The sequence below is a fragment of the Paenibacillus assamensis DSM 18201 genome, assembly GCF_000422445.1.
Classification (GTDB): domain Bacteria; phylum Bacillota; class Bacilli; order Paenibacillales; family Paenibacillaceae; genus Paenibacillus_B; species Paenibacillus_B assamensis.
Map to the genome: position 1 here is coordinate 59037 of NZ_AULU01000018.1, position 13073 is coordinate 72109.

Consider the following 13073-nt stretch of genomic DNA (forward strand, 5'->3'; position numbering starts at 1 on the left):
TTTATTTAAATTCCTCTGCATACGCAGTATCAATTGAATCGACTACAGCCTTCGCTTGTTCTGCTGATTTTGGACCTGAGTTTATATTTAAGACCATAGTATGCTTGCCATCTAACGTTCCGAATGAAAAACTTATATACCCGTGTATCCCGCCAGTATGCCCCCAGAGCACTTGACCATTTGGAAGCTTCTTTGGGAAGATGCCCAACCCATACTCTACACCTTCCACTGTCTTCACAGTCGTCAACATCTGCTTCAATTGCTCCTCTTTCAATAGCTTCCCGCCAAGAAGCGCGGACATAAAGGTGGATAAATCCTGTCCAGTCGAGATCATATCTCCTGCTGCGTCTCCCCAAGAGGGATTGATTTGTGTAACATCAACTAATTTCATATGAACTGGAGCGTAGCCTCTAGCATGCTTGGATCCTGGTATAAGGGTGCTATTTCCAGGAAGAAAGGTTTCATTAAGTTCGAGAGGCTCTATAATGCGTTTTTCGATTTGCTGATCATAAGTCTCACCTGTTACTTTTTTAATAATTTGACCCAGCAGCACATAATTCGTATTAGAGTAATTGGAGACAGCCCCAGGCTTGGATAAAGGTTTTTCTTTCAATCCTATTGCCACTAATTCCTCTGGCTTATAGCTGCGATAGAGGCTATCTATGTTGTTAGGGTCTTTAAAAAGAACATTTGTATAGTTACCAATGCCGCTCGTATGATTGAGCAGTTGGCGAATCGTAATCTTACTGCCATCATAACCGTTGCCTTGTACAACGCCCGGCAGCCACTTCTCTACGGAATCATCCAGATTCAGTTTGTTCTCACCTGCCAATTGAAGTACAACAGTCGCTACAAATGTCTTTGTAATGCTGCCGATACGGAAGCGTGCATCCGTCCCCATTTTACGACCAGTTGTAATGTCCGCCTTACCAGACGCATAGCCTTGAAACTTACCGTGATCGTACGTAACCGCAGTAGCCCCTACAATACCGTGCTTCGTTATGTTATCCAGCTGAGCATGCACGCGCTCCTTCTTGGACTCCGTTCCACCGAATTCTTCTGCAATAATATTCATATGATGAAGAGCATCTTTATCTGAAAGTAAATTGGTGCTCAAAGCTATAACATGTTCACCGCCAGCAGTCCCTCCAGCCATAGTAGAGAATCCTGGCAAGTTTCCGCCATGTCCCCAGAAGGAAGTCCCATTTGGCAATTTCGTTTCGTAGATACCAAGTCCGTATTTTCCAAGAAGAGGGGCTTCAACAGTCGTCATCATTTGCTTAAGCAACTCTGGCTTTACTAATTTCCCAGCTAGAAGGGCACTAAAAAAGGTATTCAAATCATCTACCGTCGAGATCATATCGCCTGCTGCATTTGCCCATGAAGTATTCATTTCAGTTGTGTCTAAAAGCTTACCTTCAAGCTTGTAATATCCTCTTGCATGAGGACTAGGGAGATGTGAAGAGCTTCCTGGAACTGAGGTTCCCTTAAGCTTAAGAGGATCAATGATACGCTTCTTGATCTGTTCAGCGTAGGTTTCGCCTGTAACTTTTTTAATAATAAGTCCAGCTAACACCGTATTCGTGTTTGAATATTCCCATTTCTCTCCCGGTGCAAAAGATGGCTTCTGAGAGATTCCGATACGGATAAGATCCTCAGCTGTATAGTTTTTGTACAAGTTGGAATGTAGGTCTTTTATAAAAGTCTCATTTGCTGTATAGCTTGCGATTCCACTTGTATGATTCAACAATTGACGGATCGTAATCTTGCTCGCATCATATCCATTTCCTTGCACAACGCCTGGCAGCCATTTTTCAACTGAATCATCCAGGTTGAGTTTGTTTTCACCAGCTAATTGAAGAATGACCGTTGCTACGAATGTTTTCGTTGTACTTCCGATTCGGAAATGAAAATCTGTCCTCACTGGGGTTTTGTCATGGATAGTAGCTTCACCTGAGGCGTAGGACCATTTTTGACCGTTCTTTGTCACACCAGCGATAACCCCTGGAACGTCTTTCTGATTAGCAGCTTGATCGATAAGTTTCTTAACAGCTTCTCTACTATCTTGTTCGACACTCGAATGGTTATTGGAAGAAAGCTGAGAAGTTTGCTGCACAGCATTTATGTTCTTCGCATGCAACATTCCTTGTGCAGGTAGCAATACAGTTCCTGCTATTAATGCAGATAATGTAATCAATCCTAATTTGTAGCCTTTAAATTTCATGGTTTCTCCTCCTTTTTTATCAAAGCGGATCTACTATAATCTGACATCCCATAAACAAAAAGCCCTTCATTTTCTCGTATCACTTATTAGTAAAATAGGTCCTGGATCATTCCACATACTCATCTTTCTTTTATTCACTAAGCAAGTGCGCTTCGTGTTCTCTGTCACCTCCTGATTTGACAATAGCGCTGGATATGTCATATTCCATAGTGATAAAAACGCTCATTTCATCATGATCGTTTGTCACAATCTCCATGATTAATGTCATATGACAATCCCTCACTACCTACTGTGACAGCCTTTCATCTATGCTAGAGGTATCACTCAGCGGAAACGGAACTGCTGGACTTACACTATTCATGAAAAGGGGACGTTTAAAAATGAAAGAGCATTTCATCCGAGGCCTGAATCACGCACAGCTTATGCTGTATACGTTTGTAAGCGGGCTGCTTTATTTCATCTTCTTTAGCATTGGGGTCACATTAGGCGCGGGGTTATCGATTACTATTGTAGGGATTCCAATCTTGGTCCATGTGCTGCAAACCGCACCAAAACTCGTACATCTAGACGCTCGAATCATTGAAAAATATACATCTATATCATTAACTCACTCACAAAGTAATGAGGAGCAATTCCACTACGATGAGATACAACGAGATTCTTGGGAACAAATGAAAGAGACGTTGACGAATCGCGGTTATTGGATCATGATTAGTATGCTCTTATATAAATTGGTAATTGGAATGGGCAGTCTACTTCTCTCTGTCTTGTTATACGTCGCGCCTCTTCTCTTATTATCTGCTCCATTGCTGTATAAGATCATACCGTACCATGTATTTTCCATTTCAATTAAAACACTCCCAGCCGCTTTGGCTGTAAGTGGTCTAGGTTGCTTATGGTTAGTTGTTAGTATCCGAGTAAGCAATACCTTTGCGAAGTACTTAGTCAGCTACACACGTCGTATGATTGAAGTGGGATATATTTATAAAACAAAATAATACAGTGCCTAATTTGTGCTTATTATGAAGATGGAGTGAGAATTACTAATGTGGAATATAACGAAGCATTGGTTTTGGTATGACTGGATGTTTTTTTTCGTTCGATCAGTAAGCTTGTTAAGCATTTCCATAGGCACACTAGTAAATCAATTACCACTTTCTGTGCCATCATGGTTCATCATCTTTACTGCCATTTTGACCATTTCGATACCATTCCTTATCCAGCAATTCAGTAAGAAATGGTATCTGTTCTCGGAAATTGTACTAACTGGTTCATTTTGTATGTATCTTACTTCTTATGAACCACAGCTATCTTGGCAATTTGTCATATTTGCATTTGTAATTGGATTTTACAGTGACAGAAGCAATTATATGTGGGCAGCACTGCCCACTATCTTTATCATCCCTGGTTTCAACGCATGGCAGATTAACGAGCCTATTGAAGTTATTATTTTCAACTATATGTTTAATCATGGTGCAGTATTTGCCCTTGGCTATGCCTTTCAGGTGCTTGCCTTAAACCATAAACAGAGTCGAATTATTCAAGAGCAGAAAAAAGTACTGGAGCAGCACATTAATCAGATCGAGGAACTTACCCTGAAAGAGGAGCGGAACCGACTGTCACATGAATTGCATGACACGATCGGCCATACGCTCACCTCACTAATCGTAGGCATGGAATCGTTAAAGACGTCCTTCCCTTCCAATCAAAGCGAGCGAATAGATACCCTTGTCGAATTGGCCCGTAATGGGCTGGATAATATTCGCCAGCATCTGCATCATTTGTCCGTAACGCCAATGAGCCAATCTTTAACGGATTCTTTGCAACAGCTTATCGAAGAGTTCACGAAAGCGACTGGGGTAACCGTGAACTTCCGCACGTTCGGAAATGAAGTTTCGATTACGAAACAGATAAGTTTCTGCTTGTATCGCTGTCTCCAAGAATCGCTCACCAACGCTGTTCGACACGGGCAAGCGAGCACGATACAAGTTCAATTATTTTATGATAATCAGCAACTACGCTTGCAAATTGAAGATAACGGCATTGGCATGGAACAAGTACGATACGGCTTCGGGTTATCCGGAATGAAGGAACGTTTAGATGAATGCACAGGCAGTCTAGCTGTACATTCTCGCTCTAATGAAGGAACGGTCATTATCTGTACACTCCCTGTAAAAGTAGAAGCTGTACACTCAAGAATTCGACTCCTACTCGTCGATGATCAATCTATTATTACGGAAAGTTTGCAGCGCATTCTGGAACAACAGCCTGACCTCAAAGTTATTGGAACAGCCGACAACGGTCAGCAAGCTTTAGAACGATGTGCGCTCGATCAGCCTGACCTTGTACTTATGGACGTTCGCATGCCAGAAATGGATGGTATCGAAGCGCTGCGTGAAATGAAACAGCGCTGGCCTCAAATGAAAGTTGTTTTACTGACCACATTTGAAGATGTGTCGCAAGCTGTCAAATCGATAGAGCTTGGTGCAGAAGGATATATGCTTAAGTCGATTCATCCGCGAGACTTAATCGAGGCAATAAAGCTTATTCATAGCGGAGGAACATGGATTGATCAGAACATTACCGTTCAAGTGTTCGAGGAGATGAAGCGCCAACGGGAACAGTTAGGTAATCAAAATTATTCCCCGGAAAATAATCCGTATGGAATTACGAAACGAGAGTTAGAAATTTTGCAGCATTTAAGCAACGGATTGCGCTACAAATCAATTGCAGCCAAGTTATTTTTGTCGGAAGGAACGATACGGAACTATTGCTCCACGCTCTATTCCAAGCTCGGAGTCAGCAATCGAGAAGATGCGATTGAGAAGGCACGTACAGAGGGACTAGGATTGCATTAAAAAGTATCTACATAAAAATCAATGATGCTCCCCGCCGTATATCCCATTTAAAAACGACGATAGCGTATTTTCATAATTACAAGCCATTGGCATGTCATTTTTCAGCATCTAACATCATAATCACACACATAAAGACCGCTCCATATTACATGGAACGGTCTTTGGTCTATATTTAATATTAATCTAGCGCCCATGTAACATATTACTTATTTTTCCATTTTCTCATATAGGAATGATTCACCATTGCGGTAGAACCGTGGATCGTAAATACCAATATGCTTGTCGTCGTTCACGACGACAACAAAAGGCGACCATTCATACAACGTCTTCGCTTCTGGATTCACCACAAACAGTTGCTCAAGGCTAACGCTCTCATCTGATGTCAGCTCCACTTGAAGCTTCGGCTCGCTGAATACGGTCGTTCTGCTAATGTAGACTTTGTCATTTTCTTTGCCGATAATTTGGAACTGCCCCGGAATAAAGCCTGCTGATAAGGCAAACTCATCATATTGCTTGGCATATTGTTGATGAATCACATAACCTTGCACCGATTGGCTCATAAGATGAACGATCATCAAGGCCCATACCCATTTAAACACGCGTGATGACGATACATTACGCTTATACCGAACAAGCAGCCAGCCGACCAGCATAATGATCCAGAACATAAAGTCTATAATCGGAATCGTCCCAAACGTAACCCGTATTGAAGAGAACGGTTCCAAATATCCAGTACCCCATGCATTAAATAAATCACTCGTGTTATGAATAAACACGGCTAGCAAGGCCATCGCAAACAACTTCCAGTCCTTCACCCTAAACAGCAGCCAACTCACGATTGACAACAAGGCCGCCCATATAGGTACAAGAAACACAGAGTGAGTAATGCCCCGATGCCACATTTGATAGCGTCCTGCTGTGTCCCACCACTGAGAAATGACATCGATATCGGGTATGTTAGAGCCTACGACTGTCGTAAGGAGCAATGCTCGTTTTTCATTTGTCGTAAATCGCTTTTTATCGACAGCTGCATATAAAGATAATCCAAATAGTGTATGTGTTATCGTATCCATTACTTATGACTCCCCCCATAAAGGTCATTGTAAGGATCGGTCAACAAAGAAGCAATATAGACAATCGACAATTTATTTAAAAATAAAGATAGCTCCCTGTAAAGAGCCAACGGAGACCATCATTCATCATCCACTCATCCACACAAAAAAATAGCGGCACAGGAATTGTCCCGGCCGCTATTTGTATTATATTGCCCAGTTTCCGTTACGGAAGATAGGCACGGACGTTCCATCTTTAAGAATACCGTCAATGTTCATTTCAGCTGAACCAATCATAAAGTCAACATGCGTAATACTTGTGTTGACGCCAGCTGCACGCAGCTCGTCCTGCGACATCTCCTTGCCGCCTTCAACGTTAAACGCATATCCACTGCCGATTGCCAAATGATTCGACGCGTTCTCATCAAACAACGTGTTATAGAACAAAATGTTAGACTCTGAAATAGGAGATTGATGCGGTACAAGCGCTACCTCACCTAGATATCTAGCTCCTTCATCCGTATTCACAAGCTGCTCAAGAATACTTTGACCTTGCTCTGCTTCTACCTTCACGATACGGCCCTTCTCGAACGTAAGCTTGAAGTTATCAATTAAGTTGCCACCATAGCTAAGCGGCTTCGTACTGGACACGTAGCCATCCACACCATCGCGATAAGGCACAGTGAACACTTCTTCTGTCGGCATATTCGCCATGAAGTTCACCTTCTGCTCATTCGTGCTGCTCGCTCCTACCCATAGATGCTTCTCTGGAAGCTCAATCATCAGGTCAGTGCCTGGCGCTGTATAGTGAAGTTTGTGGAAATGGTTCTCGTTCAAAATATCAACCTTCGCATGAAGGTTGTTGTTATGTGCTTCCCACGCTTGAACCGGGTCTTCATGATGAAGACGAACGGAATCGAAAATAGCAGCCCATAACTGTTCCACCGCCTGCTCCGCAGATGCGTTAGGGAATACTTTCTCAGCCCACGCCTTAGAAGATGCCGCTACCACCGTCCAGCTCACTTTGTCAGACTGAATAAATTGACGATACTTTGTCAACGCTTGACCGGATGCCTTTTGGAAGTTCCCGATTCGTTGTGGATCAATACCTTTCAATAAGTCTGGATTGGACGAAACAATCGAAATGAATGCCGCACGCTTGTCCAGAAACGCATCACGCTTTGCCACTTCCCAAGCTGGGTAACTTGTAAACACTTCATCTGATGCTTTTTCATACTTCAAGCGAGACAACATTTCATCTGTCCATTCGACATGGACATTGCTTGCACCCGCTTCATAAGCTTTAGCTGCCACTAGGCGAGCCAATGGAGCTGACTCAAGCGTACTATTCACGACCACCTCTTGTCCTTGCTGAACGTTAACGCCTACTTTCACAATCAATTCCGCATATTTTTCAAGATTTTGCTCGAACTGTGTCATTGGTCATTCTCCTTTTATGTAAGTGAAGGTTATACATAACTTATATTGTATATGTTATTTTCCCCTTTAAGTCCAGTAATTTGACCAATAATCAAAAAAATATGAAAACAAGCCCTATTCGCCTCCACGTAAGATGGTTCAACGAACAGAGCTTGCTGTCAATTGTACGTCTAATCTTGAATGCAGAGTGAGGCTAGGAGTTCTAGTCCTTCCCTACTTCAAATCTTTTACCGGTTGTTGATCCAATTCATCTTCAGGCTCTTCTATCGGTTGAGCAGTAAATGTCACAGCGCTGCTGGCAGGTGAAAGAACATTTTGGCTGTTCCTTACTTTGACAGAGAATGTATACGTAGTCCCTTCTACTAAACCTTGCGCAACAAATGTAGGTGCAGCAGAGGTGCCTACTAGATCCGCATTGTTATAGATCTCATAGGTTGCTGGTCCAGCATGCGTGTTAGAATCTGTCCACGAAAGCACTGCACCACCAGCAGCATCTGCGGTAGCTGTCAAATTCGCAGGTGCAGCCAACGGACCTTCTACAGGAGCGCTACCGCCTTTTGTAAGAACGGCATTTTTACCCGATACCACTAACGCGAATGGCTGAGTGGATTGTGGAACATTGTACGCTTTAACACGAATCGTATACTTGCCCGCTTGCGATGTATTGAAGTATACATTTTCAACGTTGTTCGCACGATCGAACGAAGCGCAGCTTGTGCTAGCCGTGTTGCTTACAAAGCAGTTTCCTTTGTACACTTGGCCAGACGGGGATACAACTTCAAGGTCAAGATCATTTACAAGCGCTTTTGTAGTCGATACAGCTGCTTGGAAATCTGACCATACTGTAGAAATCTTCAGCGGCTGACCGCTTGCCACATCTACTGTATAAGTAGCCACATTGCCCGTACTTAGACCCGCTGTATGATCTTCATGCTGAGCTGTTACGTTCGTCGGATAGAGTGTCGCTTCAAGGTTAACACGACCCCAGCCTGTTTCACGACTGCCCCAGCCATAGCCAACATCTTGAGCGCCATTAATGAGGGTCGCTTTTACAAGTGCAGCTGTAGGGTCAAGCTTCTTCACCGTGTTGAAATATTGACGAACGAGAGCAGCTGAACCTGCCACTGCTGGCGTTGCCATCGAAGTGCCGGACAGCGTTGCATAGTGTTGATTCGGGTTACCTGTAAGGGTTGAAATCGTAGAACGAGGAGAAATAATGCTTGTACCCGTCACTACAACATCTGGCTTCGTACGGCCATCGAAGGTAAAGCCGCGGCTGGAGTAAGATGCAATAGAGTTAGGAGCTGTCTTAGCCAAGCTGCCTACCGTGATTGCATTTTTCGAGGTACCTGGAGTTGCAATCGTATTGTTGCCAAAGCTCCCCGAGTTGCCTGCTGCGAACAAAACGTTGAAGTATTTGTTCTTGAAGGTATACTCGTCTACGCGTTGAGCATTCGTATTGTACGAGTTGGAGGATGCTCCCCATGAGTTCGTGTGGATTTTGGCGCCTAACGCCTCAGCTTCAGCGAACAATTGCCTTACATCACCAGGGTTAATGCCACCTCCGCCTGTGCCAAGTGCTTGTAGAACAAGCTTCGCACCTGGAGCGACACCCTTATACTTGCCACTCGACTGCTTTCCAGTACCAAGTACCGTTCCCGCTACATGCGTGCCATGTCCGCCAGGATCAGACCAGTTACCTGGGATTGCCTTGGCAATTGGAGTTACATGAAGCTGACCCGTAAAGTCTTGGTGTACCGTAGACACGTTACCGGAGTCTAATCCACTGTCGCCAACTGCAACAATTTGTCCTGCACCAGTCAAGCCTTTTGCCCAAACACCTGTAACTGGTGTGGAAGTGCCAATTTGTTGGTTAATAAATTCATTTGAAGTTTCATAACGTAGCTTCGTTTCGATGAAGGTAACATCTTTATCTTGCAGTAGCGTATACACTTGTTGGTCGGTAAGTGTGGCTTCTATGCTGCCATCATATACACGAACATCTTGTGGCGCAGAAGGATTAATAAGAGAAGCGATTCTGGATTCACTGCCTGGGAATGTGGAGATCACATATTCATTCGGGATACTGTCTGGGGTAGTGAACGTCCCTACCTTCCAATCTGCTTGGAAAGGGGTAACGCTGTATACGAGGTCACTTGTAGCAATTTGTTGTGCTTGTTGGCCATTGATTCGTACGAGGTAAGCAAAGTCTGGTAAGTAATCGCCAACGACTGCTCCATTTTTGCTCAAAAGTTCTTTAGAAGCTTGAGTAATTACATCTTTGAATTGAACGACGTACAGTGCTGATTCATTAGATTGAGCATGTTCGCTCAAGCTCTGTTGTTGAGGGAGGTCTTGAAGATTCACATCTCCTGTCTTCAAATATAGAGTACGAGAGAGAGAGGGACTTGGCTCGGCGGCAAAACCATTTGACTGGAACACGGGAGCAAACAGGCTCAGTGTAAGTGCAATCGATAGACCCATAGCAAGCTTTCTTTTCATACACATACCTCCAACATATTAAATTTGAACTTTCAAAATGGAACAACTATAAAACTAGTGAAACTAATCAGAAACTTTTCAATCCACCACCTTTCCACAAAAACCATTTAATGGGGTATAGCTTGTTTAGAATCATACCTGTTATTTCTCACTAGATCAATAGGTTTTATCAAATTTATTTTTGTTCACCGGTAACCCTTATATATCAAGGGATTATGAATATGTTAAGCTATTAACACTTCCTCATGACTACTTATTTCGATAGAGGAACACAAGAATACAACCTAGTTCTGACTCCTACATTCCATGCATAATGCCATCTATTATTTATTATACATCGTTCTATTTAAAGCTAAAAAAAGAGAGTCCTTACTACCAAAATGAAAACAAGCATCCCAACGCGCAATGAGTAGCGATAACAGGATGCTTGTTTTTAACATGACACCATCATACGAATTCTATTAATCCATTAAGCCATTGTCTGCTTTCAGTAATTTTTCGCTAACATAGATCGAACAATTAATAACAATGCTGCTAACGTAACGTGTTTCAAACTTACCCTGCTGTTAATTCACTTTACTCCACAACGCAGGGACATTAGGCGGCTCCCATCCCACTAACGATACGTGGGCTTGGCGGGCACGATACGTAACATTGCTATAAGTAACGAGATCATTTACTTTATATTGCTGTCCTGCTTTCCACGGCGCTGTGACTGGATCGGGATGGATTGGACCTGTTTCAATGGTTACACTCATTGGGATACTATCAGGGGATACGAGCGTTCCAGCTCGGACTTTAACGGTAAAGTTGTATGTCGTACCTGCTTGTAACTGATTAATAACAGCAGATGTAGTAGTTGAAGTCGCCACCAGCTGATTGCTGCTGTAAACTTCATACGTTGGGGCACTTGCATGAGGATTCGTGTCGTCCCATGTCAAAGTAACACTATTTTGCGTCTGCGCAGTCACTCTTACATTTGTCGGAGCTTGCAGTTCGATCGGCTGGGTAACGCCGCCTGCACTTAATGCTGCATTGCTACCAGAAACGACAAGAGCAAATGGCTGAGCTGCTTGAGGAATGTTATAGCCTTTAATTTTAACGGTATACGCTCCAGCTGCTGCTGTATGGAAATAAACATTTTCTACATTGTTAATACGGTCGAAAGCTGCACAGCTCGAACTCGCATTATTGCTGACAAAACAGTTTCCTTTGAATACTTCGCCTGTTGGGGAAGTAACCTCTAAATCAAGATCGTTAACAAGCGCCTTTGAGGATTGAACAGCAGCTTGGTAATCGGTCCATACCGTAGAAATCTTTAGTGGTTGACCTGCTCCCACTGTCAGGGTATAGATCTTTTCTTCACCCGTTTGAATACCGGTTGTATGATCTTCGTGCTGCGCCTTAATGCCATTCGTTGGGTACAAGGAAGCTTCTAAATCAACTTGGCCCCATCCTGTTTCACGGCTGCCCCAACCAAATCCAACGTCCTTAGCACCGTTAATCAACGTTGCTTTTATTAGTGCAGAAGTCGGATCAACCTGTTTCACATCAATAAAATGTTGTCGAACGATTGCAGTTGCCCCCGCTACAGCAGGTGTAGCCATCGAAGTTCCAGACATCGTCGTATAATTAGCATCTGGAACAGCAGGTCGATTAGACAGCGAAGAACGCGGTGAAATAATACTGCTTCCTGTTACAGCAAGATCCGGCTTTACTCGTCCATCAAAAGCATACCCTCGACTCGAAGTAGGTGACATGCCATTTGACGTTTTAAGCATATTCGCCACTGAAATAGAGTTTTTGGAAGTAGCAGGTGTAGCCACCGTATTGGGACCGCTTCCAGAGTTTCCTGCTGCAAATAGAACATTAAATTTCTTATTAGCAAATGTATACTCATCTACCTGTACAGCAAAGCTATTGTAGGTATTCACAAGAGCTCCCCATGAATTTGTATGAATACTGGCTCCATTGCTTTGTGCTTGTCCAAACAACGTTCTCAAGTCTCCCGGACAAATGCTGCGTCCGCAGCCAACTGCTTGAAATATCAGCTTGGCCCCTGGCGCAATTCCTTTATATTGCCCATTCGACAATGCCCCAGTACCTAGTACAGTACCAGCCACATGTGTTCCATGCCCATCAAGATCAGACCAGTTTCCTGGTGTGGCTACAGCGAATGGAGTCGTTTGCAGTTGACCTTGGAAATCGGCATGCATAGTAGAGAGATTACCGGTATCCAAGCCAGTATCGGCAACAGCGACTACTTGCCCCGTTCCTGTAAGACCACGGCTCCACATTCCATTAGGGGTAGAGGCTTTTACTTGATTTGCAATAAAGTCATTGGACACATCCGTTTGCAGCTTCGGCTCGATATACGTTACATCTTCTGTCTGGATGAGAGCTTGAATGTGTGCGTCCGTCAATGTCGCCTCGATGACACCTTTGTTAACGGTCAGTTGTTGAGGAGCAATCGTTTGGATGAATGCAGCTACACGTGCTTCACTGCCTTTGAAAGTGGATATGACAAATTGATTCGGGATGCTGTCGGTGGAAGCGAAGGTTCCTTCTTTCCAAGTAGGCTGATAACGGGAAACGCTGTATACGAGGTTGCTAGTGGATAGTTGACTTGCCTGTCCATCTGTCATGCGAACGAGGTAAGCGAAATCCGGGAGGTAATCACCTATTTCAACACCATGCTGTGTAAGTAATTGCTTCGATTCATTCGTAATCACGTCCTTGAACTGGACAATGTACATGTTAGGAGATTGTGAAGATTCATGAAGCATTTCTTGTGGGGGCGAAGTTTCCCTTAGGTCAATTTGACCTGTCTTCAGGTACAACGTTCGAGCAGATTCACTTCCTGGCTCTGCATAGCCTACCGGTTGGAATGCTGGTGTTAGAAGACTAAATGAGAGCATCATAGATAAGCCGATGACGAGCTTCCTCTTCATCATATGGATTCTCCTTTATGATTATATAGTTGTGGATTCTAGTACG

General features: G+C 43.5%; 7 protein-coding genes. 2 read left to right on the plus strand and 5 right to left on the minus strand.

The window, feature by feature from the left end; genetic code table 11:
• Window position 1 precedes the first annotated feature (1 nt).
• Window positions 2-2224 carry a serine hydrolase domain-containing protein gene (locus tag H580_RS0111435; protein ID WP_028594903.1) on the minus strand — a complete coding sequence of 741 codons (2223 nt, stop codon included), beginning with the start codon at window positions 2222-2224 and terminating at the stop codon, window positions 2-4.
• A gap of 380 nt (window positions 2225-2604) precedes the next feature.
• On the opposite strand from H580_RS0111435, the gene H580_RS0111445 reads away from it, so the two are divergent.
• Both H580_RS0111445 and H580_RS0111450 read left to right on the plus strand, forming a co-directional pair.
• Complete coding sequence (locus H580_RS0111445) at window positions 2605-3222, plus strand: sensor domain-containing protein (RefSeq protein WP_028594904.1); 618 nt, start codon at window positions 2605-2607, stop codon at window positions 3220-3222.
• A 48-nt stretch (window positions 3223-3270) separates the two neighbouring features.
• A complete protein-coding gene (locus H580_RS0111450; protein ID WP_028594905.1) occupies window positions 3271-5082 on the plus strand; it encodes a hybrid sensor histidine kinase/response regulator transcription factor in 1812 nt (603 codons plus the stop codon).
• Between the two features lie 206 nt (window positions 5083-5288).
• Here H580_RS0111450 and H580_RS0111455 read toward each other — a convergent pair whose 3' ends face one another.
• From H580_RS0111455 to H580_RS0111470, 4 genes are all read right to left on the minus strand, one after another.
• The gene (locus H580_RS0111455; protein WP_028594906.1) at window positions 5289-6155 is read right to left on the minus strand and encodes a metal-dependent hydrolase; all 867 of its coding nucleotides are present in this window, start codon (window positions 6153-6155) and stop codon (window positions 5289-5291) included.
• Window positions 6156-6341: 186 nt separating this feature from the next.
• On the minus strand, window positions 6342-7574 hold the full coding sequence (locus H580_RS0111460; protein ID WP_028594907.1) for an aminopeptidase: 1233 nt from the start codon (window positions 7572-7574) through the stop codon (window positions 6342-6344).
• A 213-nt stretch (window positions 7575-7787) separates the two neighbouring features.
• Window positions 7788-10076, minus strand: a complete 2289-nt coding sequence (locus H580_RS24075; RefSeq protein ID WP_051217417.1) for a S8 family serine peptidase — start codon at window positions 10074-10076, stop codon at window positions 7788-7790.
• A 566-nt stretch (window positions 10077-10642) separates the two neighbouring features.
• Complete coding sequence (locus tag H580_RS0111470; protein WP_036605109.1) at window positions 10643-13030, minus strand: S8 family serine peptidase; 2388 nt, start codon at window positions 13028-13030, stop codon at window positions 10643-10645.
• Window positions 13031-13073: the final 43 nt, after the last annotated feature.